At 70.2% G+C, this 24,295-nt stretch carries 25 protein-coding genes and 1 tRNA gene; 7 read left to right on the top strand and 19 right to left on the bottom strand.

Annotated features, from left to right (window positions below; genetic code table 11):
- Positions 1-79 precede the first annotated feature (79 nt).
- The 5 genes from RN607_RS02400 to manA all read right to left on the bottom strand — a co-directional run bounded on the left by RN607_RS02400 (position 80) and on the right by manA (position 4,980).
- Entirely contained in the window at positions 80-706 is a 627-nt protein-coding gene (locus RN607_RS02400) for a GntR family transcriptional regulator (RefSeq protein ID WP_313544081.1), read from the bottom strand.
- 183 nt (positions 707-889) lie between these two features.
- Entirely contained in the window at positions 890-1,585 is a 696-nt protein-coding gene (locus tag RN607_RS02395) for a C40 family peptidase (RefSeq protein ID WP_313544079.1), read from the bottom strand.
- Between the two features lie 160 nt (positions 1,586-1,745).
- Positions 1,746-2,423 (bottom strand): metal-dependent transcriptional regulator, encoded by a 678-nt coding sequence (locus RN607_RS02390; protein WP_313544077.1) that lies wholly within the window; start codon positions 2,421-2,423, stop codon positions 1,746-1,748.
- Positions 2,420-3,751 (bottom strand): UDP-glucose dehydrogenase family protein, encoded by a 1,332-nt coding sequence (locus RN607_RS02385; protein WP_313544075.1) that lies wholly within the window; start codon positions 3,749-3,751, stop codon positions 2,420-2,422. The genes RN607_RS02390 and RN607_RS02385 overlap by 4 nt, the downstream gene beginning before the upstream one ends.
- A gap of 59 nt (positions 3,752-3,810) precedes the next feature.
- On the bottom strand, positions 3,811-4,980 hold the full coding sequence (gene manA / locus RN607_RS02380; protein WP_313544072.1) for a mannose-6-phosphate isomerase, class I: 1,170 nt from the start codon (positions 4,978-4,980) through the stop codon (positions 3,811-3,813).
- A 66-nt stretch (positions 4,981-5,046) separates the two neighbouring features.
- Between manA and serC the strand changes: the two genes are divergently transcribed.
- Entirely contained in the window at positions 5,047-6,171 is a 1,125-nt protein-coding gene (serC, locus tag RN607_RS02375) for a phosphoserine transaminase (RefSeq protein ID WP_313544070.1), read from the top strand.
- Positions 6,172-6,525: 354 nt separating this feature from the next.
- Positions 6,526-7,308, top strand: a complete 783-nt coding sequence (locus RN607_RS02370; protein ID WP_313544068.1) for a CAP domain-containing protein — start codon at positions 6,526-6,528, stop codon at positions 7,306-7,308.
- A 120-nt stretch (positions 7,309-7,428) separates the two neighbouring features.
- On the opposite strand, the gene RN607_RS02365 is transcribed toward RN607_RS02370, so the two are convergent.
- Together RN607_RS02365 and RN607_RS02360 are read right to left on the bottom strand one after the other, a co-directional pair.
- Positions 7,429-8,496 (bottom strand): DUF3027 domain-containing protein, encoded by a 1,068-nt coding sequence (locus RN607_RS02365; RefSeq protein WP_313544066.1) that lies wholly within the window; start codon positions 8,494-8,496, stop codon positions 7,429-7,431.
- Entirely contained in the window at positions 8,496-8,879 is a 384-nt protein-coding gene (locus RN607_RS02360; protein ID WP_313499514.1) for a cold-shock protein, read from the bottom strand. The genes RN607_RS02365 and RN607_RS02360 overlap by 1 nt, the downstream gene beginning before the upstream one ends.
- Positions 8,880-8,982: 103 nt before the next feature.
- Here RN607_RS02360 and RN607_RS02355 point away from each other — a divergent pair, with 103 nt between their 5' ends.
- Positions 8,983-9,258, top strand: coding sequence for a DUF4031 domain-containing protein (locus RN607_RS02355; protein ID WP_313544064.1), 276 nt, complete (start codon positions 8,983-8,985; stop codon positions 9,256-9,258).
- A 318-nt stretch (positions 9,259-9,576) separates the two neighbouring features.
- Here the strand turns inward: RN607_RS02355 and groL are convergent, their stop codons facing one another.
- From groL to RN607_RS02340, 3 genes are all read right to left on the bottom strand, one after another.
- A complete protein-coding gene (gene groL / locus RN607_RS02350; protein ID WP_313499510.1) occupies positions 9,577-11,202 on the bottom strand; it encodes a chaperonin GroEL in 1,626 nt (541 codons plus the stop codon).
- A gap of 228 nt (positions 11,203-11,430) precedes the next feature.
- Positions 11,431-12,030: a LytR C-terminal domain-containing protein gene (locus tag RN607_RS02345; protein WP_313544062.1), complete on the bottom strand. Its 600-nt coding sequence runs from the start codon at positions 12,028-12,030 to the stop codon at positions 11,431-11,433.
- 20 nt (positions 12,031-12,050) lie between these two features.
- Positions 12,051-12,353 carry a DUF3263 domain-containing protein gene (locus RN607_RS02340; protein ID WP_313499507.1) on the bottom strand — a complete coding sequence of 101 codons (303 nt, stop codon included), beginning with the start codon at positions 12,351-12,353 and terminating at the stop codon, positions 12,051-12,053.
- A 71-nt stretch (positions 12,354-12,424) separates the two neighbouring features.
- Between RN607_RS02340 and RN607_RS02335 the strand changes: the two genes are divergently transcribed.
- A complete protein-coding gene (locus RN607_RS02335) occupies positions 12,425-13,099 on the top strand; it encodes a uracil-DNA glycosylase (RefSeq protein WP_313544061.1) in 675 nt (224 codons plus the stop codon).
- A 50-nt stretch (positions 13,100-13,149) separates the two neighbouring features.
- Here the strand turns inward: RN607_RS02335 and RN607_RS02330 are convergent.
- The 4 genes from RN607_RS02330 to RN607_RS02315 all read right to left on the bottom strand — a co-directional run bounded on the left by RN607_RS02330 (position 13,150) and on the right by RN607_RS02315 (position 16,493).
- A tRNA-Thr gene (locus RN607_RS02330) sits at positions 13,150-13,222 on the bottom strand.
- A gap of 140 nt (positions 13,223-13,362) precedes the next feature.
- Positions 13,363-14,145 carry a DsbA family protein gene (locus RN607_RS02325; RefSeq protein WP_313499502.1) on the bottom strand — a complete coding sequence of 261 codons (783 nt, stop codon included), beginning with the start codon at positions 14,143-14,145 and terminating at the stop codon, positions 13,363-13,365.
- Between the two features lie 35 nt (positions 14,146-14,180).
- On the bottom strand, positions 14,181-14,678 hold the full coding sequence (locus tag RN607_RS02320) for a MauE/DoxX family redox-associated membrane protein (protein WP_313544058.1): 498 nt from the start codon (positions 14,676-14,678) through the stop codon (positions 14,181-14,183).
- Between the two features lie 162 nt (positions 14,679-14,840).
- A complete protein-coding gene (locus RN607_RS02315) occupies positions 14,841-16,493 on the bottom strand; it encodes a serine/threonine-protein kinase (RefSeq protein ID WP_313544056.1) in 1,653 nt (550 codons plus the stop codon).
- A 212-nt stretch (positions 16,494-16,705) separates the two neighbouring features.
- Here RN607_RS02315 and RN607_RS02310 point away from each other — a divergent pair, with 212 nt between their 5' ends.
- Entirely contained in the window at positions 16,706-17,863 is a 1,158-nt protein-coding gene (locus RN607_RS02310) for an ABC transporter ATP-binding protein (RefSeq protein WP_313544054.1), read from the top strand.
- A 113-nt stretch (positions 17,864-17,976) separates the two neighbouring features.
- The gene (locus RN607_RS02305; protein WP_313544052.1) at positions 17,977-19,488 is read left to right on the top strand and encodes a DUF4032 domain-containing protein; all 1,512 of its coding nucleotides are present in this window, start codon (positions 17,977-17,979) and stop codon (positions 19,486-19,488) included.
- A gap of 54 nt (positions 19,489-19,542) precedes the next feature.
- Here RN607_RS02305 and rlmB read toward each other — a convergent pair whose 3' ends face one another.
- The 5 genes from rlmB to RN607_RS02280 form a co-directional block, all read right to left on the bottom strand.
- Positions 19,543-20,502, bottom strand: coding sequence for a 23S rRNA (guanosine(2251)-2'-O)-methyltransferase RlmB (rlmB, locus tag RN607_RS02300; protein WP_313544050.1), 960 nt, complete (start codon positions 20,500-20,502; stop codon positions 19,543-19,545).
- 1 nt (position 20,503) lies between these two features.
- Positions 20,504-21,925 carry a cysteine--tRNA ligase gene (cysS, locus tag RN607_RS02295; RefSeq protein WP_313544048.1) on the bottom strand — a complete coding sequence of 474 codons (1,422 nt, stop codon included), beginning with the start codon at positions 21,923-21,925 and terminating at the stop codon, positions 20,504-20,506.
- 73 nt (positions 21,926-21,998) lie between these two features.
- Positions 21,999-22,472, bottom strand: a complete 474-nt coding sequence (gene ispF, locus RN607_RS02290) for a 2-C-methyl-D-erythritol 2,4-cyclodiphosphate synthase (RefSeq protein ID WP_313499488.1) — start codon at positions 22,470-22,472, stop codon at positions 21,999-22,001.
- A complete protein-coding gene (ispD, locus tag RN607_RS02285) occupies positions 22,469-23,134 on the bottom strand; it encodes a 2-C-methyl-D-erythritol 4-phosphate cytidylyltransferase (RefSeq protein WP_313499485.1) in 666 nt (221 codons plus the stop codon). The genes ispF and ispD overlap by 4 nt, the downstream gene beginning before the upstream one ends.
- Positions 23,131-23,613 carry a CarD family transcriptional regulator gene (locus RN607_RS02280; protein WP_313499483.1) on the bottom strand — a complete coding sequence of 161 codons (483 nt, stop codon included), beginning with the start codon at positions 23,611-23,613 and terminating at the stop codon, positions 23,131-23,133. Before RN607_RS02280 ends, ispD begins: the two co-directional genes overlap by 4 nt.
- 158 nt (positions 23,614-23,771) lie before the next feature.
- On the opposite strand from RN607_RS02280, the gene RN607_RS02275 reads away from it, so the two are divergent.
- Positions 23,772-24,251 (top strand): hypothetical protein, encoded by a 480-nt coding sequence (locus RN607_RS02275; protein WP_313499480.1) that lies wholly within the window; start codon positions 23,772-23,774, stop codon positions 24,249-24,251.
- The last annotated feature ends 44 nt before the right edge of the window (positions 24,252-24,295 follow it).

Here is a 24,295-nt window from a genome sequence, read left to right as displayed (position 1 = left end):
GTAACAGATTGTTGACAATCTTGTCAGCGACTTTGCTGACATTCATGCGGCAACCAGGACTTCTGTACCCCTGGAGGTATCAGGAATTCGCCCTCAACGCATCGATGACGGAGGAGATGTGGAGGCGCATCGCGGCCTCGGCAGCGGACGGATCCCGCGCCACGACGGCCTTGATGATGTCCTCATGCTGCACCACGGAGACCGACGGACGGCCGGGCACTCGCGAGAGCGCGTACTGGTGCCGCACCATCTGCCCGTGCAGTCGCGCGATGATCCCGTTCGCCTTCTCGTGATGGGCGATCTCACGGAGGGTCTGGTGCAGCACGCCGTTCATCTCGGAGTAGGTGGCGACGTCACCCTCCGCGACGGCCGCCCGCATGCGCCGCCCGATCTCCAGGAGCGCCTCCGCCTGCGCATCATCCACCCGCTCCGCCGCGCGCGCGGCCACGAGCCCCTCGACGACCATCCGCACCTCGGTGATCTCGACCGCCTCGTCGACCCCGATCTCCCGGATGCGAGCGCCCTTGTTGGGCAGGTGCTCCACGATGCCGTCGGCCTCAAGCGTGAGAAGCGCGCGGCGCACCTGGAACCGGCTCGCGCCCAGGTCCTCGCACAGCTCGGCCTCCACGAGCCGCTGCCGGGGAACGTAGTCGCCACGCAGGATCGCGGCCTTGAGCTGCTCGTAGACCTTGCCCTCTGCAGCCATCCAGCGCTCCTCACCCGACGTCACGGCACCTCTGCACGAGGCGGCTCGGCCGCCGTGCCCCGCGGCGAAGCCACCGACAATATTGTTGACAATAACCCATCACCGGGTGCCGCACGATGACCGGCGCCCCGCACACGACGAAGGCCGCCCCCAAGGGAGCGGCCTTCGTGAAGCGTGGAGCAGTCAGCCCGTGATGCGGATGTACACGGGGTTGGTCTGCCAGATGGACCGGAACTGGACGGTCTTGCCCGTGGTCGGTGCGTCGATCTGAAGGTTGGGGCCCGCATAGATCGCCACGTGACCGGGGCTCACGATGATGTCGCCGGGCTGGGGCGAGGACACCCGGGTGCCGATGCTGTAGTACGCGCCGGAGTAGTGCGGCAGCGAGATGCCGAACTGGGCGTAGACGTAGGAGACGAAGCCCGAGCAGTCGAAGCCCGTCGACGGTGACGAGCCACCCGAGCGGTACGGGGTTCCGACGTACTTCGCGGCCTCGGCGACGATTGCCGAGCCGGAGATGGCTGCTGCGACGGCGTTCGAGTTGGCCACCGTCCTGGCCGATGATCCCGTCGTGGTCGTGGCGGTCGTCGTCTTCTTGACCGTGACCGGCTTGGGATCCGCGGAGACCTCGATCGAGGGCTCCTGGAAGTCGTAGGCGGCGTTGCCCGAGGCGACCACCACGGTCGACGCCTCGGCGATGTCCTGAGCGAGGCTCGCATTCACCTCGGCGACGACAGCGGCGTCGGGTGTGGTGGCCGTCTGCTCGCCGGGGGTGACGAGCGCCATGGCGGCGACTCCTGCGAGCGGCACGATCACGAGGGCGCCACCCGCGGAGACCGCGATGGCACGCGCTCGTGCGCGCTTGTATCCGTACCTCAAATTCCCGTTTCCTTCCGCACCCTGTGGCGCGTCGGCGACGTGACCCCAGCGACCGGCCCTTGCCGTCCGTTCCCTCTTGAAGGGGGCCTCACACGTCTGCGGTGCGATCCATGAACTGCGACCACTGTAACCGCCAGCATGCCGGAATGCACGTTTCAGATCACGAAAAGGTAACGAACACGTGCCGCGCCACCACGTTCGCGAGGTGCACCTCACCACCTCGACCGACCACGTCGACCCCGTCACCCGCCGGCGACAGACGCACAGAAGCCCCTGCTAGCACGCCCGCCTCAAGCATCGGCTCCAACGCGTCAGGGTGCGCCTGCGGGTTCTCTCCGATGCGGATCACGGTGACCTCGGTCACACCCTGCGCAGCCGCGTCGACGAGCGACATCCCCACCGGCGTGTCGCCCGGAAGCTCACCGAGCTCCTCCAGGCCGGGCACCGGATTGCCGTAGGGCGACACCTTCGCCTCTCCGATCAGCGCCAGCACTCGACGCTCGACGCGCTCGCTCATCACGTGCTCCCAGCGGCACGCTTCGTCGTGCGCGTGCGCCAGGTCGAGCCCCAGGACATCCGTCAGCAGGCGCTCCGCGAGCCGATGCTTGCGCATGACACGCATCGCCAGGCGCTCCCCCTCCGGTGTCAGCTCCAGGTGCCGGTCCTCGGTGACGACCACCAGGCCGTCGCGTTCCATGCGGGCCACGGTCTGCGACACGGTCGGCCCTGAATGGCCCAGCTGCTCCACGATCCGTGCCCGCATCGGCACCACGCCGTCCTCGACCAGCTCATAGATGGTCCGCAGGTACATCTCCGTGGTGTCGATGAGGTCGCTCACGCGAACCTGCCCAGCCCGTGATACTCCCAGCCAGCCGCGAGCCACCTCTCCACAGGCAGGCAGTTGCGCCCATCGATCACCTTCGCCTCGGAGACGAGCGCTGCGAGCGCCACCGGATCTGCCTCGCGGAACTCCTTCCACTCCGTGGCCACCAGGACGACGTCCGCACCCTCGCATGCCTCGACCATCGACGACGCGTACGTCAGCGTGGGCCAGATCGCGGCGGCGTTCGCGGCGGCCTCAGGGTCGTACACGCGCACCTGCGCGCCCGCAAGATGCAGCCGCCCTGCGGCGTCCAGCGCCGGCGAGTCGCGGACGTCATCGCTGTTCGGCTTGAAGGCCGCACCCAGCACCGCGACCTTCGCACCGTTGAGCGCACCGCCTGCGCACTCCGTGACGAGCTCCACGACGCGCTCGCGCCTGCGCAGGTTGATCTCATCGACCTCGCGCAGGAAGCCGAGCGCGGGCCCCACTCCCAGCTCGCCTGCGCGTGCTTGGAAGGCCCTGATGTCCTTGGGAAGGCAGCCGCCGCCGAAGCCGAGGCCCGCACCGAGGAACTTGCGCCCGATGCGCTCGTCGTAGCCGATCGCGTCCGCCAGCTGCGTCACGTCCGCGCCGGTGACCTCGCAGATCTCCGCGATCGCGTTGATGAAGGAGATCTTCGTCGCAAGGAAGGCGTTCGCGGACACCTTCACGAGCTCCGCCGTGGCCAGGTCAGTGACCAGGAACGGCGTCCCGCGCTCGATGATCTCGGCATAGACCGCGCGAGCGACCTGCTCGACCCGCCCCGGACGATCACGATCGACGCCGATCACGAGTCGATCCGGACGCAGCGTGTCCTCGACGGCGAACCCTTCGCGCAGGAACTCGGGATTCCAGGCGAGCTCCGCCGCATCGCCCACCGGCGCGAGCTCACGCACCCTCTCGGCGAGGCGCGCCGCGGTACCGACAGGCACGGTCGACTTGCCCAGGATCACCGAGGGCCGCGTGAGGAGAGGCGCCAGCGTCTCGATCACCGCGTCGACGAAGCGCATGTCGGCGGCCTGCTCGCCCTTCTTCTGAGGCGTGCCCACGCCGATGAAGTGGACGTCGGCCTCGGCGGCGGCAAGCCTCGCGTCGGTGGTGAAACGCAGGCGGCCGGACTCGACGTGCTTGCGGAGCAGCTCGGGCAGCCCCGGCTCGAAGAAGGGCACCTCGCCGCGCGCGAGCCTCTCGATCTTCGCGGCGTCCACATCGACGCCGATGACGGTGTGGCCCAGCTCCGCCATGCCGGCGGCGTGAGTGGCACCCAGATACCCGGTGCCGAAGACAGAAACGGTAAGCGACATGCCTCTCAGGCTAGTCGAACAAGGGTCCTGGCACGACGCCGCCGATGCGGGACCAGACGTCACCGAGCCGGCGTGGACGCGACGGCGGTCATCCCGCCGGTCTCGATCGCGGCGGAGCCTTCGGCGTGCGCGATGAAGACGGCCTCGCCGGCCGCGAGCACCGCGGTCCGACCACCGGCCACGACGGTCGTGGTGCCCTCGACGGCCAGGACGATGCGCGGGCCTGGCGGGGCGACGATCGCGCCCCTGCGCAGCAGCGAGAGCGCGAACTCGGGCGCGAGCGTCGAGAAGCGGGTGACCGCACCCTCGACATCCACCGCAGGCAGCACAGGATTGCTCGGACCGGTGTGCGCCAGGTACAGCAGCTGGCCGAGGTCCATGGGCTTGTGCGTCAGCCCTGCGCGGATCACGTTGTCAGAGTTCGCCATGATCTCCAGCCCGACGCCGCGCTGGTAGGAGTGCACGATGCCGGCGCCGGTGTACGCCGCCTCGCCAGGCGCCAGCGTCACAGCGTTCATGGCGAGCGCGACGAGCGCGCCGGCGTCGCCCGGGTGAGCATCCAGCGCGTCGGCCGCGATATGCATCGACGCCGAGCCGTGGCCCGCCGCGACCGCTGCCTTCATCGACACCAGCACAGGCATCGGCTGGATGCCGCGCAGGCAGGTGTCGATGTACTCGGAGATCGCATCGTCATCGTCGTCGGCGTCGTCCAGCACGCCTTCCAGCACGCGAGCGCCGTCGGCGTCCATGAACGCGAGGTCGGCGCGCAGCTCCGCCACGGGTCGGAAGCCCGTCAGGACGACGAGCGGCGTGAGCGCGACCACCAGCTCCGGCTTGGGCCGAGGATCCTTGAACAGCCGAGCGGCGGCGTCGAGCGGGACTCCCAGCTCCTGCTCCCGCGCGAACCCTGCGGCGGCCTGGTCGGCGTGCGGGTGGACCTGCAACGACAGCGGCTTGCGGATGGCGAGGACCTTCAGCAGGAACGGCAGCACGCCCCCGTACGCCTGCGCGAGCTCCGGCCCGAGCGCCCAGACCGGGTCCGCGGCGATGACCTCGTCGAGCCCGCGGCTGACGCCCTCCGAGCCCGTCGCTATCGCGGGAGCGCTCGTGTGGGCGCCCCACCATGCCTCCGCGACCGGCTCACCGGTGACCGGCGTCCCCAGCATGTGCGGGATCGTCTCAGCGTCGCCCCAGTCGTAGGGCTGCAGTGCCGGAGTCAGGGCGTACACGCGGCTATCTTGCCATGTCGCACCGGACGCGCCACGCAGGCGGCCGCTCCCACTAGGCTGTGCGGCATGTCAGACCAGATGACGATCCCTGCCGACCTGCTCCCTCACGATGGCAGGTTCGGCTCTGGCCCCTCCAAGGTCTCGAGCTTCCAGATCGAGGCGCTGCGAGCGGCTGAGCGCACCCTGCTCGGCACCTCCCACCGGCAGGCGCCCGTGCGAGGGGTCGTGCGCGACGTGCAGGAGATGCTGGCGTCGTTCTTCTCGCTGCCGGACGGCTACGAGGTCGTGCTCGGCAACGGCGGGTCCTCCCTGATGTGGGACGCCGCCGCGTACTCGCTCGTCGAGCGACGCGCCCAGCACTGCGTGCAGGGGGAGTTCGGTTCCAAGTTCGCCGCCGCGACGCTCGGGGCGCCGCACCTGGACCCGTCGAGCGTGCGTCAGGCCGATGCCGGCTCGCTCACGCTTCCCGAGCTCGAGGACGGCGTGGACGTGTACGCGTGGGCGCACAACGAGACGTCCACCGGCGTGATCTCACCGGTGTCGCGGGTTCGCGGCGCCGACGACGCGCTCATGGTCGTGGACGGCACCTCTGCCGCCGGCGGCACCGAGCTCGACGTGAGCCAGACCGACCTCTACTACTTCGCGCCGCAGAAGAGCTTCGCCTCCGACGGCGGCCTCTGGTTCGCGCTGATGTCTCCTGCGGCGATCGCGCGGATCGAGAGGATCGCCGCGAGCGGTCGCTACATCCCTGCGATCCTCTCGCTCGAGGACGCCGTGGCGAACTCCCGGCAGAACCAGACCTTGAACACACCCGCGGTGGCGACTCTCGTCATGATGCGCGCGCAGCTGCAGTGGCTGCTCGACCAGGGCGGGATGGCGTTCGCCGCATCGCGGACCGCCGATTCGGCCTCGCGCCTGTACTCGTGGGCGGAGAGCTCACCCGTGGCGCGCCCGTTCGTGTCCCAGGTGGCGTACCGCTCACCCGTCGTCGGCACGGTCGACTTCGATGCGGGCGTCGACACGGCGGCGCTTCGCTCCATCCTGAGGGACAACGGCGTCGTCGACGTCGACCCGTACCGCAAGCTCGGGCGCAACCAGATCCGCGTGGGCATGTTCCCTGCGGTGGACCCCGAGGACGTGTCGCGTCTGACCGCCTCCGTCGACTGGGTCCTCGCGCACCTCGAGCCCTGAGCCCTGAGCCCTGAGCCCTGAGCCCGACCTTGCGACGGGACCGCTCCTGCGGGCTCGTTCCGTGCTTCGATGACGCCGACGAGCGCCAGCACATCGCGGCTGACCGCCGGACGGTCGCTGACACGTCCACGCGCAGTGTGACCTACGTCACACCTGGTACATGGATGTACCTCGGCAGAAGCATGTGAAGTTTCACCCTTCTGAGGACTTTCTCACAAACGCTTCCACGGGCCTCTGAGCCGTTCCTAGCATCAACCTCGACAGCGATGCGAAGGAACGCCGGAGCCGCCCCAGAGGCGACCAGAGCACCACCACCCCTCTGCATCCCGACAGTTCCCGATGCGTGAGGAAGACATGGAAGAGACCGAGGTCAAGGTTCGCCGCGAACCGCGCCGACGCTGGTACTGGGCGGTGCTCGCGGGACTGCTCCCGCTCGCCGTCGTGGGCACCTCCGTGAGCGCCGCGGCCTCGTGGATCCCCGCCGACGTGAGCGCCGCTCCAGACACCGCGCAGTCGGCGCCCTCGTCGGTCGCGACTGCCTCCGTCAAGGCCGAGGGCAGCGTCGAGAACGCCGACATCAGCTCGTCCATCCCCGCGATCGAGGTGAGCAGGTCGCCCGAGCCGGTGCCCGAGCCCGTGGCCCCGGTGACGACCACCAAGAAGTCGACCAAGAAGTCGACCTCCAAGTCCAGCGGCTCCACGTCCTCGTCGACATCCTCCTCGGGTGCCGCCTCCGCTCAGTCCTACACGGACTACTGCTCGAACCCGGCGTCGCCCTACTCGGCTGGGTCCTCAGCCAAGTCGCTGCTCACGGCCGCGAACAAGGAGCGCGCTCGCCTGGGCCTCAACTCGCTCGGCTGGTCGGGCTCGCTTGCGAACGCCGCGCAGAGCTGGTCGCAGACCATGCTCGACACGGACACTCTCTCGCACAGCGGTCGCGGCCAGGAGAACGTGGGCTACACATACAACAGCCTCGGTCTGAGCCTCGCATCAGGCATCACGATCATCCACCAGGCATGGATGCACTCCTACGGCCACTGCACCAACATCATGTACCCCGGCTACTCGGTCATGGGTGCGGGCGCGGTGCAGTCCGGGGACGGCACCACCGTGTACGCCACGGAGAACTTCGGCTGAGACTGGACATGTGAGAAGGGCCCGGGCGATGCCCGGGCCCTTCTCACATCCGCACCAGATGCCGTGGATGCCGCGCGGAGGGACCGCACGGGGTGAGCGCACCGCGCGCGCACGGAGGCGTCAGCCTGCGACGTTCCCCTGCTCGGTCGGCTCAGGGTCGACCGCGGTCGTGGCGCCTTCGCCCCTGTCACTGTCTGCGGAGTCGTCCTCCGCCAGCGCGGCTTCGTCGGTAGGAAGGCTCACCTCGGCAGGATCGGCGCCGTCGTCGGCAGCCACGTCCTCACCGGACCCGGGAGCGGGCTCCGCGTCGGCGGCCGGCTCCGGATCCGGCTCGGCGGCCGCTTCCGTCGCGGCCTCGGCAAGAGGCTCCGGCTCAGCCGCGCGCTCGGGCTCCGGTGCGTGCTCCGGTGCGGGCTCCGACTGCTGGGTGCCCTCCGGCTCCGGCTCGCTCAGGTCGAAGGGCTCAGTGGCGTCGTCGATGTACACCGGGTCGTCGGCGGGCCACTGCGTCCCCGGCCGCTCGACATCAGTCTGCGAGTGCGCACCGCATCCGTGATCGACCGAGACGACCGAGCCGTCGGAGGGCGACCACTCGTTGGAGCAGGCCCCGAACGTGGTGCGCAGCGAGCCGGTGAGCGGGATGAAGAACGCACACGTGGAGCAGGGCGCGGACGAGGCGATCGCGGACGGCGCCGTCGGTCCTCGGGATCCTCGATACCACCGGTCGGCGGCCTCCTCGCGACCGCGGGGTGCGAGCACGCGCTCTCGGCCCAAGCCGAGCTCCCAGATTGCCAAGGCATCGGCGTCGACGTCACCCGTCTGCTCGTAGCCGGGCATCAGGCGCGCGTCCTCGTCGTTGCGAGGCAGCACCATCGACGGCTCGAGGTCGCCGGGCTGGACGCGGTCGGCCCACGGGATCCACTGCGGCGCGAGCAGGGCATCGTCCGCCGGCACCAGGTGGGCCTCGCAGACGTTCGCGGTCTTGAGCCGCGGCGTCCGCGAGAGCGTGACGGACCAGACCCAGCCACGGTACCCAGGCAGCCTGCAGGCGAAGAGATGGGTGACGAGCTTGTCACCCTCGTCGTGGGCGGAGAGGTGATCCCCCACAGCGTTCGCATCGCCGGCCGCCTCGACGGCAGCCTCCCACGCCACGTCGACCGCGGCGGCCAGCACTGCGTCGACCGCCATCAGGCGTCCAGCTGCTCCGCGACGGCGCGCAGCACCGCGGCGACCTGGGCGCCCTTCGCGCCCTCGGGGTAGCGGCCCCGACGCAAGGTGTTCGAGACGCCGTCGAGCATCTTGATGAGGTCCTCGACGATGACCGTCATCTCCTCAGGCTTCTTGCGCAGGTTCTGCGCGACCGAGCTGACAGGCTCGAGGATGGTCACCGAGAGGGCGGACGGTCCGCGACGTCCGTCGGCCACGGAGAAGTCCACCTTGGTTCCAGGCTTGGGGCTCCCGGTGCCGGCGGGGAGGGCCGAAGCGTGAAGGAACACCTCGCTGCCGTCCTCGCTCGCGATGAAGCCGAACCCCTTGTCGGAGTCGAACCACTTCACTTTCCCGGTGGGCACATCTACCTCGCTGGTCTCAGTTGCGTCGCGGACGCGGCGCGGGCAACAGTCTAACGGTCCCGGCCGGTGGGGATGCAGGCGGCGACGCGCCTAGGCTCGGAACGTGACCGTCCTCATCGATCCCCCGCTCTGGCCGAACCACGGCACCGTGTGGGGACACCTGGTCTCGGACGAGTCGCTCGATGAGCTCCACGCGTTCGCACGCCAGGCCGGCATCCCCGAGCGCGGGTTCGATCGTGACCACTACGACTACCCGATCGAGCGGCAGCATCAGCTCCTCGAGCTCGGTGCCACGCTCGTGTCCACACGCGACCTCGTCACGCGGCTGCGCGCGTCGGGCCTTCGCGTGACCGCAGCAGCGCGGCATGGCCGCGCCTGACGCATCGTCCTTACGCCTGCCCTGCGCCCTGAAGCGTGCGCCACGGACCATCCGTGGCCGGCATCGCTGAGTGGCACACCAGCGCACAGATCCACTCCACTGCGTGCACTGGTGTGCCACTTCATGCGTGGAGGGCGCGCGCAGGGCGAAGGGTGTGGCTCACGGACGATGCGGCACGGGCCTGGCACGAACCCAGTCCAGCCCCAGCCCCGCTACGCCCGGCCAGGAGAAGCAGAAGGCGGCCCGGTGCCGCTGCGAGGGGATCAAGCCTGATCGCCCCGAGCGGCGGCACCGGGCCGCCTGACTGCAGAGGACTCCTTAGAAGCCCATGCCACCCATGTCGCCGCCACCGGCCGGCATGGCCGGCTCGGGCTCGGGCTTGTCCGCCACGACCGCCTCGGTCGTGAGGAACAGGGCCGCGATGGACGCCGCGTTCTGCAGCGCCGAGCGGGTCACCTTGACGGGGTCGTTGACGCCTGCGCCCAGCAGGTCCTCGTAGACGCCGGTCGCGGCGTTGAGGCCGTGGCCGATGGGCAGGTCCTTGACCTTCTCCACCACGACGCCGCCCTCAAGGCCGGCGTTGATCGCGATCTGACGCAGCGGGGCCGAGACGGCTGCCGCGACGATCGAGGCGCCCGTGGCCTCGTCACCCTCGAGCTCGAGGCCGTCGAACGCCAGCTTGCCGGCCTGGATGAGCGCCACGCCACCACCGGCGACGATGCCCTCCTCGACGGCGGCCTTCGCGTTGCGGACGGCGTCCTCGATACGGTGCTTGCGCTCCTTGAGCTCGACCTCGGTGGCCGCGCCCGCCTTGATGACGGCGACGCCGCCTGCGAGCTTGGCGAGGCGCTCCTGGAGCTTCTCGCGGTCGTAGTCCGAGTCGGAGTTGTCGATCTCGGCGCGGATCTGACGGACACGGCCCGCGATCTGCTCCTCGGCGCCTGCGCCCTCGACGATCGTGGTCTCGTCCTTGGTGACGACGACCTTGCGGGCCTGGCCCAGCGTAGTCAGGTCTGCGCCGTCGAGCGACAGTCCGACCGACTCGGAGATCACGGTGCCACCGGTGAGGATCGCCATGTCCTGCAGCATCGCCTTGCGGCGGTCGCCGAAGCCGGGCGCCTTGACCGCGACAGCCTTGAACGTGCCACGGATCTTGTTGACGACCAGGGTCGCGAGAGCCTCGGACTCGACGTCCTCGGCGATGATCAGCAGCGGCTTGCCGGTCTGCATGACCTTCTCGAGCACGGGGACCAGGTCCTTGACGTTCGAGATCTTCGACTCGACGAGCAGGACGTACGCGTCCTCGAGGACGGCCTCCTGACGCTCAGGGTCGGTGACGAAGTACGCCGACAGGAAGCCCTTGTCGAAGCGCATTCCCTCGGTGAGCTCGAGCTCGAGGCCGAGAGCGTTCGACTCCTCGACCGTGATGACGCCCTCCTTGCCGACCTTGTCCATCGCCTCGGCGATGAGCTCGCCGATCGTGGGGTCGCCGGCGGAGATGCCCGCGGTCGCCGCGATCTGCTCCTTGGTCTCGACCTCCTTGGCCGCCTTGAGCAGCTCGGCGGTCACGGCCTCGACGGCCTTCTCGATGCCCTTCTTGAGGGCGATCGGGTTGGCGCCGGCCGCGACGTTGCGCAGGCCCTGGGTGACGAGCGCCTGGGCGAGCACGGTCGCCGTGGTGGTGCCGTCGCCAGCGACGTCGTCCGTCTTCTTGGCGACCTCCTTGACGAGCTCGGCGCCGATCTTCTCGAACGGCTCGTCGAGCTCGATCTCCTTGGCGATGGAGACACCGTCGTTGGTGATCGTCGGTGCGCCCCACTTCTTCTCGAGCACGACGTTGCGGCCCTTGGGGCCGAGGGTGACCTTGACGGCGTCGGCGAGGGCGTTCATGCCCCGCTCCATGCCGCGGCGGGCCTCCTCATCGAAGGCAATGATCTTCGCCATGAGTGGTGTTCCTCTTTCGAAGGGTGGTGGCTCCCGCATCGCCCGCGACGGACGGCTCTCCCCACGGGGTTCAGGTCACCCCGCAGGCAGGGCCTCGATCGGAAGCCGAGGTCTCGTTAGCACTCGAACCAGGCGAGTGCTAACGCCGATTCTGGCACTCTCACCCCTCGAGTGCAAATGACGACGGACACCTGTTCGCACGCCGCTTAGCGCGGTGCCTGCGCGCGCCTACGCCGCGGGGTCGGTCGCGAGCAGCACCTCGATCGCGCCGCCTCCGGGCGTGGTCCCGAGCTGCACGGACGCGATCCCGAGCACCTCGGCGACCCGCGCGGCGGTGTCTGCGAGCGCTTCGTCGGAGTACATCACGACGTTGACGCCGTCCGGGATGAGGGACGCCTTGATGTTGTTCGCACTCACGTTCGTGAAGCCGTCACCCTCGAGCAGCGTCTGCTGGGCTGCAGCGATACCGGCGATGCCTGCGCCGTTGCGGACGACGACGCCGGCGTCGTACTGGATTACAGGCTCAGGCGTGGCCGTCACCGACGGCGAGGCCGCGGGACTGGCGGAGGCGGTGGCGCTCGGCGTCGCCGTGGCGCTGCTGGAGGTCTCGGCTGTCGGGCTGGCGGTCACGGACGTCGTCGCTTCGGGGCTCGAGATGTCGGTGTTCCAGTTCCACACGACCAGCCCATAGGCGGCCAGACCCGCGACAAGGAACACGACCAACGGGGTCAGGACACGGGTCCACCATGCGCGCGGCGCGCGGTGCACGCCCACAGGGCCAGCCTGGCGCGCGAGCTCGTCGAACTCGTCCTTCTCGTACTCTGCCACGCGCCGATGCTACCCCGGGGTCAGGCGCCTGCGGCGCGGCCTCGGCCCCGTTGCCGCGCGGAACGCATGCGACGAAGCCGCTTGACGAGCATCGGGTCGTGGGCGAGCGCGCGCTCGTCGTCGATCAGGGCGTTGAGGAGCTGGTAGTACTCGGTGCCCGACAGCGCGAACAGCTCACGGACCGCGTCCTCCTTCGCGCCGGCATACCGCCACCACTGACGCTCGAAGTCGAGGATGGCGATGGCGCGTTCGGACAGGCCCGAAGGCGGCAGCTCCTCGCGCTCGAGGCGCACGACGGCTCGGCTCACATTCCCCTCCTTCATCGTGCCCAGGTTATCGGCGAATGGCACCGATGTCATTCACCCGATGCCGCGAGCCCCGCTAGCCTGTCGTCATGCCGACGATGTGGCGCGACCAGGTGGCCCCTGACTGGACGGACGTGCTCGCGTCGGTCGAGCCCACCCTCACCCGGCTGGGAGCGTTCCTTCGCGAGGAGATCGCCGAGGGCCACGGCTACCTGCCGGCGTCGACGGCCATCCTGCGCGCGTTCGAGACCCCGCTCGCGGACGTGCGGGTGGTGATCGTCGGCCAGGACCCCTATCCGACCCCCGGAGACCCGGTGGGGCTGTCGTTCTCGGTGCCTCCGGGGCATCCGCAGCCGCGCAGCCTGCGCAACATCGCGGCGGAGCTGAGGGACGACACGGGCGAGGAGCTCGCGGGCGGGGACCTCAGCCACTGGCAGGACCAGGGCGTGATGCTCCTCAACAGGGTCCTCACCGTGCGTCCCGGCCTGCCCGGATCGCACCGGGGCAAGGGCTGGGAGGAGGTCACCGAGGCGGCGCTGCGCGCCCTGGCCACACGAGGCGGTCCGCTCGTCGCGATCCTGTGGGGTCGCGACGCCCAGGCGGCCGGCTCGCTGCTGGGGACGACGCCTCGTGTCCAGTCCGCGCACCCGAGCCCGCTGAGCGCCAGCCGCGGCTTCTTCGGGTCCCGCCCGTTCTCCCGCGTGAACGAGCTCCTGGGCGAGCAGGGCGCGGATCCGATCCGCTGGGGCACGCCCCGCGTCTGACGCTCACGTTCTGCGTCGCGCGCGCACCCGCGCTGGGGCGCCGTTCGTAGAGCTGGCAGCGGGACTTGAACCCGCAACCGCCCGATTACAAGTCGGGTGCGCTACCAATTGCGCCATGCCAGCACGTCCCGCAGGGGACGCTCAAGGATACCGGGATGGACGACCGTGATGAAGCCTGCACGCGGAGAGCGCCGACGACGCCCGGACGCGACGACGCCGCGCCCCCGGAAGGAGGCGCGGCGTCATCGCGTCGATGCGGACGGCTACTGGCCGGCCACCTGCGTGAGGTAGGCGGCGAGCGTGCCCTCGGTGAAGTAGTTCACCGTGTTCGGGTCGAGCGCCTCGCCGTTGACCATGACGGTCGGAGTGCCGCTCACGCCGTCCACGGAGGACTGCTCGGTCGCGCTCGTGACCCAGGACCGGAACTTGTAGTCGGCGAAGGTCTTCGCGACGTCGGCGGGGACGCCGACACTCACTGCGAGCGCGGCCAGGTCGTCGTCGCTGAGACCGTCGCTTCCCTCGGACGGCTGGTTCGCGAAGAGCGCGACGGTGAAGTCCAGGAAGTGGGTCGGGTCGGCATCGGCGACGGTCGCCGCGGCGTTCGCGGCGCGCGTCGAGTACTTGGTGCCGTTGGAGGCACCGTCGAGGATCGCGATCGGGTGGTAGTTCACCTGGATCGTGCCCGCCTGGCGGAGCTGGTCGAGGTCGCTGCTGTTGATCTGCTCGAACGCCTGGCAGTAGGGGCACATGTAGTCGTAGTAGACGTCGACGGTGACGGGCGGGTTGTCGTCGGTGACGCCTGCGGTGCCGCTGGAGCCCACCGGGATCGCACCGTTCGCCAGCGAGCCCGCCGGTGAGCCGGTCGCGGCGTCGCCCAGCTGGTCGAGGCCCTTGTTCTGATTCATGATGAAGAACACGAGCCCGCCGAAGACGACGAGCGCGACCACGATGCCGCTCACGATCATCATGGTGGTGCGGCGCTCCTGCGCCTTCATGTTCGCCTTCGCCTTCGCGCGAGCCTCGGCGGCCTTGTCGCTTGATGCCATCGGTGTCGATTCCTCTCGGTGGTTCCGGGTTCAGTCTAGGCGGCGGTCGGCTCGGGCTTGCCGGCCATCCAGCGGTCGAGCGAGAACGGGGTGCGAGGGAACGCGACCAGCCAGATCCCCAGCAGCAGGAACCCTGTTCGTTCGAGCATGTGCACCGGATAGTTGGTGGTGCCGGGTGCGACGTCGCCGCCGCCGCCGAAGCAGCCGCAGTCGATGCTGTAGCCCTTGGCCCACGCCCAGATGATGCCGATCATGAACCCGACGATCATCACGAGCCAGACGATCGAGGCGAGGCGCGTGAAGAGCCCTAGCAGCAGCACGAGCGCAAGCAGCAGCTCGAAGATCGGCAGCATGGTGCCGAACAGCGGCACGATCGCCTCCGGCAGCAGCCGGTAGGCCCTCACCGCACGGATCGACCCAGGGACATCCATCAGCTTGGGGATCGCCGCAGCGATCAGGATGCCGGCCATCGCCAGCCTCACGACAAGGCTGATCCATGGCTGCACCACGTCGAATCGGTCTCGGAATGCCATCACCCCTCCTGGTGGACGCGCATGGGCCGCGCGACGCGCGGGAACACAGGGGACCGATGCGACGGTACACCGCGCAGAGGCACAGATCCCTGGACGGCTCGTTCCGTCGTGCGAAGAACGCCTCGCCGTGGCGGCGTGTTCCCGCGGACCGGGACCTGCATATCAGCCTGTGCCAGGCGCTTCTCTCAAGGGCCACCACCAGGGCTCCGCAAGGGCGTAGACCGCGACGGCGACGACTCCCACGGCGGCGATCGCGACGATCACCCAGGCGACGGCCACGCCGCGGGTGGGCGCGAGCCCGAACGCCACGCGACGCGCCCCGTCCCTGGTGCCCTCGGACCACGGCCCGACCCACAGGGTCGCGCAGGCAGCCAGCGCCCCGAGCGCCACGGCGGCCGCGTGCCCCCATGCCTGACCCGCGGTGGTCGGGGACGCGAGGAGCGACGCGGAGACGAGCCACCACGCGAACGCACCGGTCCCCAGCCCCACCGCGAGTCCGAGCAGCACGGACGGCAGCAGCTCCACCGCGCCTCGCGCCAGATGCCATGGCATCCCGATGGTGTGGACCACCGCGTCGCCTCGGCGGGCGCCGCGACGAGCCCGCGCCGCCGCGAGCGACGCGGCCCTGCGATGCACCCCTCGCGCGACGACCGCGGCGCCCACCATGGAGAGCACCACCACCACGGGCGCGAGCGCCGCCGTCGCGGACGCCGCGATAGCCCAGGCGGCAAGCATCACCGGCCGACCGGACGCAGGGGCAGGCACCAGGCCTGCGTCGAGCGCGTCCCACGGGCCCTCGTCCTCCGCTGCATCGTCGTCATCGATCTCGCCGTCGAGGTCGTCGTCCTCGAGGTCGTCGTCATCGACGTCCGCGCCCGGTTCGCCGATGTCGACCGCCGGGTACGACGCGGCGTCGAGCAGAGCTGTCGGGCCTCCTGCGGTCTCCCACGGCAGCGACCCGGCCGGCAGCACCGCCGTTCCGGCAGCGGGGGCGACGAGGGTGGGCGCCGCACCGCGGGAGGGGAGCACCTCGGTGGCGCCGCGCAGCGCGGCGACCACCTCCGCGGGTGCAGGACGCGCGCCGATATCCCGGCTGAGTGCGGCCGCGACGAGCGAGGCACCCGGCACGTCGGGCAGGTCGACACGACCGTCGAGCGTGCGTGAGATGGCCCCGGAGCCCGATCCGAACGGCCCTTCACCCTTCATGGCGTACGCGACCGTCGCGGCCCAGGCCCAGTCGTCGCCGATCCGGCCAGGTTCGGCCCCGTCGATGACCTCGGGCGCCACGTAGCCTGCGGTACCGCTGACGAGGCCGTCGCGCGTGAGCCGCGAGTCCTCCGTCCGATGCGCGAGCCCGAAGTCGATGAGCACCGGCCCGTGCGGTCCCATCATCACGTTCGAGGGGGTCACGTCCCGGTGGACGACGCCTGCGGCGTGGGCCTCCTGCAGCGCGGAGCCGATGCGATCGGCGAGGTCGGCGAGGGCCGCTCCGCGCATCGGCCCGTGCCGCTGCACGTGGTCGTAGAGGGACAGGCCGGGGATGTACTCGGACACGACGAACGTCTCGTCGCCCTCGAGCTCGGCGTCGAGCACGCGCGGCACGGCGGGATGGCGCAGCGACTGGAGGGCGTGCACCTCGCGGGTGAGCCTCTCGGCGGCCACGGGATCCGCGGCGGCGTCGACGAGCTTGAGCGCCGCCTGCGATCCTGCGCCGTCCTCGACCAGGTAGACCGTGCCGGAGCCCCCGCGCCCGAGGATCCCGCGCACGACGTAACCGCCGATCTCGTCGCCGATCTCACGCCGCAGTCCAGCCATGTGCACCCACGCTACCGGGCGGCGTCGCGCCTGGGCAGAGCCCGCGCGGGGACGAATGGGGCCAAGGTCCTGCCTAGGCATGGTCGAGCCCCTATGGCAGGATGGACCACGCCCCCGTGATTCTGCGGAGGCAAGTGTCAATGTGGACACCACAAGGCACTCTTCACTACGGATCGTCCGGCACGTACCTGCCGGTGAAGGGACCATGACTCATGGCAACTGTGACCTATGACAAGGCCAGCCGCATCTACCCGGGCACCGAGCGCCCGGCGGTCGACCAGCTCGAGCTGGATATCGCCGATGGCGAGTTCCTCGTCCTCGTCGGACCCTCGGGTTGCGGAAAGTCCACGTCGCTCCGCATGCTCGCGGGCCTCGAGGACGTCGACAAGGGATCCATCTGGGTGGGAGACCGCGACGTCACCCACGTCCAGCCCAAGGACCGCGACATCGCGATGGTGTTCCAGTCCTACGCGCTCTACCCGCACATGACCGTCGCGGACAACATGGGCTTCGCGCTCAAGATCGCCAAGGTCGACAAGGCGGAGATCCGCAAGCGCGTCGAGGAGGCCGCGAAGATCCTCGACCTCACCGAGTACCTGGACCGCAAGCCGAAGGCGCTCTCCGGTGGCCAGCGCCAGCGCGTCGCCATGGGCCGCGCCATCGTGCGTCAGCCCCAGGTGTTCCTCATGGACGAGCCGCTGTCGAACCTGGACGCCAAGCTCCGCGTCCAGACCCGCACCCAGATCGCCGCCCTCCAGCGTCGTCTGGGCACCACCACCGTCTACGTGACCCACGACCAGGTCGAGGCCCTCACGATGGGCGACCGCATCGCGGTCCTCAAGGACGGCGTGCTGCAGCAGGTCGGCACCCCGCGCGAGATGTACGACACTCCGGCGAACGTGTTCGTCGCAGGGTTCATCGGCTCGCCGGCCATGAACATCTCCACGTTCCGCGTGGACGACGGCTACGCGCTCGTCGGCAACTCGAAGATCCAGCTTCAGCGCGAGACGGTCGCCAACATGACCGCTGACGACAAGGGCGACGCCGTGGTCGGCTTCCGTCCCGAGTCGCTCGACCGCGTGGCGCCGAACACCGAGGGCGCCATGCCCGTCGAGGTGGTCGTCGTCGAGGAGCTCGGCTCCGACGCGTTCGTCTACGGCCAGCTGCCGCGTCCCGCCGCCACCACCTCGGACGTCAAGTTCGGAGGCTCGGGCGAGGTCATCGTCCGTGTCGACCCGCGCGACGTCCCCAAGAAGGGCGAGTCGATCTGGGTCAAGATCCGCGAGGGCGAGCAGCACGTGTTCTCCGCCGCGACCGGCAAGCGCATCAGCCCCTCGGCCGCGTCGACTGCCGCCACGCCCAAGGCGTAGGCAGCGCGGCGCCATGAGGCGCATGTGATCGAAGGAAGGGCGGTCCCGGCACACCGGGGCCGCCCTTCCGCATGTCCCGGTTCGGCAGCCCCGGCACCACGTAGGCTGGGCGCATGCCGCTGCTGATCACAGGGGCCGCCGACGCGGGCCTCATGGAGCTTCCCTGGGACCTGCCCCTGAGCGCGTGGCCGGAGGAGCGCATCGCAGCGCTGCCCCGCGGGCTGTCGCGCCACGTCGTCCGCTTCGTGCGCCACGGCGATGGCGTGCTCGCGGTGAAGGAGACGAATCCGGAGATCGCGCACCGCGAGTTCCACATGCTGCGCGAGCTGGAGCGCATGGAGGCGCCCTGCGTGAAGCCGGTGGCCGTGGTCACGGGACGGCGCACCTCGTACGGTGAGGAGCTGTCCGCTGCGCTCGTCACCGAGCACCTGGCGTTCTCCCTCCCGTACCGCGCGCTGTTCTCGACAGCGCTGCGCAGAGGCACGCTCACGCGCCTGATCGACGCGCTGTCGGTGCTCGTGGTCAGGCTGCACCTCGCCGGCTTCTACTGGGGCGACGTGTCGCTCTCGAACGCGCTGTTCCGACGGGACGCCTCCGAGTTCTCGGCCTACCTGGTGGATGCGGAGACCGGCGACCTGCACCCGCGCCTCACGGACGGGCAGCGCGAGTACGACCTCGACACCGCGACCACGAACATCGTGGGCGAGCTGCTGGACCTCCAGGAGTCGGAGGACCTGGACGAGAGCGTGGACCCGTTCGACATCGGCACCCGGCTCGAGGGCCGGTACCGCGAGCTGTGGACCACCCTCACCTCGGCGGAGACCATCACGTCGAACGTGCCGTTCTACGTCGCAGAGCGGGTGCGGGCGCTCAACGCGCTCGGCTTCGACCTGGGCGAGATCGACATGCAGCAGACGGCCGACGGCACAGCGCTCACCCTCCGCCCCAAGGTGGTGGACGCAGGCTTCCACTCGCGCCGCCTGATGCGCCTCACGGGTCTGGACGTGCAGGAGAACCAGGCCCGACGCCTCCTCAACGACATCGATGAGTACCGCGTGGTCCGCGAGGACCGGCAGGGCGTCAGCGCCGACGAGACGTTCGTCGCGCACGAGTGGCTCACCCACATCTTCGAGCCGACGGTGCGCGCCGTCCCGCGCAAGCTGCGCGGGAAGCTCGAGCCCGCCCAGGTGTTCCACGAGGTCCTGGACCACCGCTGGTACCTGGCGCAGTCCGCCGGGCACGACGTGCCGATGCCGGTCGCGACCGCGTCGTACGTGAAGAACATCCTGCCCACCAAGGCCGACGAGCAGGCGGTGCTGGGGCTGTCGCTTGCCGAGATGACCGCGGAGCTCCCCGCGCTGACCGCGGAGGTGGGCACGAGCTACGCCGTGAGCGACCCGTACGCGAACGACAACACGCACGGCTGGGGCGGCGTGCCGGAACCTGAGGAGGCGACCGGGGAGATCCCGACGGTCACCCGGGTCTCCACCAAGGTGGCCGCACCCCAGCGGAAGGCGCGCACCGCTGCGGAACGGTCGGCTCGATCCGCTGAGGAGGAGCGAGGCACGCTCGACGCCGGCTCTGCCGACGATGAGCCGGAGCGGGCCGAGGCCGAAGGCGCGTGACCCGCTCGTCCGGGGCCCGCGACGGCGGTCGTGCGCCCCGAGGCGCCAGCGCCGTCAGGAGACGTGCCGGGATGCCTCGTACAGAGCGATCGACGCGGCCACCGAGGCGTTGAGGCTCTCTGTGGTGGCGGTGATGGGGATCGACACGATCTGATCGCACGTCTCCGACACGAGCCGCGAGAGGCCCTCGCCCTCGGAACCGATCACGATCGCGAGCGGACCGTCCAGGAGGTTGGACTGGTGCAGGTCCACCTCTCCCCCGGCGTCCAGGCCGATCGCGAAGACCCCGGCCTTCTTGTAGTCCTCGAGGGTGCGCGCGATATTGGTGGCGCGTGCGACCGGCACGCGCGCGGCGGCGCCAGCCGACACCTTCCAGGCCGCGACGGTCACGCCCGCGGCGCGACGCTCCGGGATCACGACGCCCGAAGCGCCGAAAGCGCCGGCGGACCGGAGGATGGCCCCGAGGTTGCGCGGGTCCTGGATGTGGTCGAGCACCATGATCCGCACCGGCGACGGCGCCTCGAGCAGGTCGCGGGGATCGGCGTAGACGTACGGCGGCACCTCGAGCGCGACGCCCTGGTGCGGGCTGCCGCCCGCGAGGGTGTCGAGCACGGACTTGGGAACCTCGCGCACCTCGATGCCCTGCTCCACCGCGAGCGAGACGATCTCGGTGACACGGTCGTCGGCGTCGATGCGGTTGAACACGAACAGCGCGGTCGCGGGGATGCGCATGCGCAGCGCCTCGAGCACGCTGTTGCGTCCGATCGCCAGCTCATCTGAGCCCGACGTGCGGTTGCGGGGCGCTGCCTTGCCGCGAGGCGCCGGAGCCTTCGCCGCCTCCTTCTCGGCACGTTGCTTGGCCTTGTACGCCTTGTGATACGAGCGTTCCTCCGCCTTCGGCGTGGGGCCCTTGCCCTCCAGCGCCTTGCGGCCGTGGCCGCCGGTGCCGACGGTGGCGCCCTTCTTGCTGCCGGCGCGACGCGTGGCGCCCCGACGCTGAGAGTTCCCTGCCATGTCAGCCCTCCTCGGCCAGCGACCAGCGGGCGCCATCGGCGGCGTCCTCGATGATGATTCCTGCGGACTGGAGCCTGTCTCGGATCTCGTCCGCCGCAGCCCAGTCCTTCCCGGCGCGAGCCTCCGCGCGTGCGACCAGGTCCGCGCCCACCAGCACCTCGAGCGCCTTGAGCGCCGGCTCGGAGGCTCGGGACGCCTCCGCCCAGCGCGGAGATCCCGGGTCCAGGCCCAGCGTGTCGAGCATGGCACGCACGGCCAGCAGCGCTTCGGCCACCGTCGCGTCGTCCCCCGCGGTGACGGCCGCATTGCCTGCCCGCACGACCTCGTGCACGTGCGCCATGGCGCGTGGCACCGAGAGGTCGTCGTCCATCGCCTCGACGAAAGGTCGGGGCAGCACGGCCTGCGCGACGGCCTGCGCGCTGGGCGCACCCACGCGCTCGGAGGCACGCGACACGAAGCCGGACAGGCGCGCCCAGGTCGCCTCGGCGTCGTCCATGGTCTGCTCCGAGTACTCGAGCATCGAGCGGTAGTGCACCTGCGCCAGCGCGAGCCGCAGCGCGGCAGCGCTGTGATGCTCCAGGACCTCGGACACGAGCAGTCCGTTGCCCAGGGACTTCGACATCTTCGCGCCGGACTGCGTCACCCATGCAGAGTGCAGCCAGAGCTGCGCGAAGCCGTACCCCGCGGCGCGCGACTGCGCCTGCTCGTTCTCGTGATGCGGGAAGCGCAGATCGAGACCGCCTCCGTGGATGTCGAAGGAGTCGCCGAGGTAGCGGCGAGCCATCGCCGAGCACTCGATGTGCCAGCCCGGCCGCCCAGGGCCCCAGGGCGAGTCCCAGGAAGCCGTGTCCGGCTCCCCCGGCTTCGACGCCTTCCACAACGCGAAGTCGCGCGGGTCGCGCTTGTCGTCGGCCGGCGCATCGGGTGCTGGGGCCAGGTCGTCGAGCGCCTGGCGGGTGAGCGAGCCGTACTCGGCGAAGGAACGGACGTCGAAGTACACGGAACCGTCGAGCACGTAGGCGTGCTCCGCGTCGACCAGCCGCGCCACGAGCGCGAGGATCTCGGGGATGTGGCCGGTCGCGCGCGGCTCGGCGTCGGGCGGCAGCACGCCGACGGCGGCGTACGCGGCCTGGAACTCGCGCTCGTATCGAAGCGCCCACGCCCACCACTCGACGCCCGCGTCTGCCGCCTTGGTCAGGGTCTTGTCATCGATGTCCGTGACGTTGCGCACCATGGTCACCTCGAGGCCCTGGCGCTGCAACCAGCGCTGGAGCACGTCGAACGCGACCGCTGACCGCAGGTGACCGATGTGGGGGCTCGACTGCACCGTGGGGCCGCACAGGTAGATGCCGACCTTGCCGGGGTTCAGGGGCGTCAACGGACGCTCCTCGCGGGTGGCGGTGTCGAACAGGCGCAGAGTCACGCCCCAAGGCTACCTGGCGGGATGCTGCGTCGCGTCTGCGCGGATGCCGGGGCAGCGCGCGGGCGAGAGCGGCTCAGGCGTCGGCCACGAGGACGAGCGCCGTCGCGATCGCGGCGACGCCCTCTCCGCGCCCGGTGAGACCCAGCCCGTCCGTCGTGGTGGCGGACACTGTGACCCGCGCGCCGATCGCCGCGGACATCGCGGCCTCGGCATCGGCACGCCGAGGGCCGATCTTCGGACGGTTGCCGATCACCTGGACTGCGGCGTTGCCGATCTCGAATCCCGCTGCGCGCACGCGCCGCGCGGTCTCGGCCAGCAGCGCGGCACCGGACGCGCCCTTCCACTCGGGACGATCCGTGCCGTAGTTGGAGCCGAGGTCGCCTAGGCCCGCTGCGGACAGCAGCGCATCGCACACCGCGTGCGCGGCGACATCGCCGTCGCTGTGCCCCGACAGCGCGCGCTCGTCAGGCCAGGTCAGGCCCGCGAGCGAGAGGCCCGTACCCTCGCCGTACGCGTGCGTGTCCGTGCCGATGCCGGTGCGGATCATGCGCGAGCCCACCGGCGTTCGAAGTGGTCGAGGTCCTCGGCGTACGTGATCTTGCGGCCCTCGGGGTCGCCTTCGCAGGTGACGACGCGATAGCCGTACGCCGCGAGCAGTGAGCCGTCGTCGGTGCCCTCGAAGCCGCCGGCGGCCGCGCGTGCATGCGCGTCACGCAGAGCTGAGGCCCTGAACGCCTGAGGCGTCTGGACGCCGCCGAGCGACGAGCGATCGAGGTAGCGGACCTCGCCTCCCGAGGTCGCGACGATCGTGTCGACGACGGGAAGCACAGGGATCACACCGTCCGCCGCGTCGAGAGCGGCGAGCGCTCGGCCGCTCACGGCGACAGGCATGAAGGCCCTGGCCGCGTCATGCACGAGGATCTCGTCCGCCTCGGGCGAGACGGCCGCCAGGCCCAGCGCGACCGACTGCTGCCTGGTGGCGCCACCGGCGACCACCGTCACCCGCGCAGCCACATGCGACACGGCGCGGCGAAACTCCTCGAGATGCTCCGCAGGTGCCGTCACCACCACCTGCTCGCACACGGCAGCGAGGCTGGATGCGGCCCACGCCACGAGCGGTGTGCCGGCGATCGTCACGAGCGCCTTGGGAAGGTCCCGGCCCAGTCGGGTCCCGGACCCAGCGGCCGTCACGACGGCCGCGACGGTCACGACGCGAGGACCTCGTCGAGCCGGGCCTCAGCGGAGGCCTCGTCGCACTTCTCGGCAAGCGCGAGCTCGCTGACGAGGATCTGACGCGCCTTGTGGAGCATCCGCTTCTCGCCGGCCGACAGGCCCTTGTCGGTGTCACGACGGCTCAGGTCGCGGACGACCTCGGCCACCCGGATCACATCTCCGGAGGCGAGCTTCTCCCCGTTGGCCTTGAAGCGGCGGGACCAGTTGGTGGGCTCCTCGACATAGGGCTCGCGCAGCACGGCGAACACCTTCTCGAGCCCTGCCTCGTCGACGACGTCGCGGACGCCCACGAGGTCGACGTTCTCCGCGGGGACCTTGATGGTCAGGTCGCCCTGTGCGACGCGGAGCTCCAGATACGTCTTCTCCTCACCCTTGATGGTTCTCTTGAAGATGTCCTGGATCGTGGCCGCACCGTGGTGCGGATAGACGACGGTCTCGCCGACTGCAAAGTTCATTGTGGAGATAGCCCCTTCGTCGCGGAGCCCCAGTCTATCATTCGCCACCCACGCAATAACAGGTGCCCTCCAGGACCCGCCGCTGCGACACGCCGGAGGACGCGTGCGCGCTGACCCGCTATCGTGGTCCTGCACGTCTCCCTGGAAAGGTCCCCTCCGTGAAGCTGCATGCCCCCGCCCGCATCGCTGCGGTAGCGCTCGTCGTCGTCTCCCTCGCTGGCTGCTCGTTCGCAGCGAACATCACCACCTCGAAGCAGTACTCCGCGTCAGACGGCGTGCGAGTCGAGCTCGAGGATGTGACGGGCCTCAACCTCCTGCTCGTCGCGACCGCCGAGGGTGACCCCGCGGCGCTCACCGGCACCTTCGAGAACTCCGGCACCGAGGACGTCGCGATCACGCTCGGCCTCGGCGCGACGAGCGACACCGTGACCGTGCCTGCGGGCGGCGTCGTCGCGCTCGGTCTGGGCGACGGGGAGACCGCCGTCGTCGGCGCGAGCCCCGCGAACCCCGGCATGATCGGCCAGATCACGGTGGAGACGCCCCGCTCCGGCACCGAGTCGGTCGACGTGCCCGTCCTGGACGGCACCCTCGCGGAGTACGCCGACACCCTGGACAAGCTGCAGTCGTACACGGGCTGACCGTACCGCTCGGACGCGAGAGGGCCCCGGGGATCTCCCCGGGG

It is taken from the genome of Demequina capsici, assembly GCF_032102965.1.
GTDB lineage: Bacteria > Actinomycetota > Actinomycetes > Actinomycetales > Demequinaceae > Demequina > Demequina capsici.
This window is presented reverse-complemented; position numbering and strand designations above follow the sequence as displayed.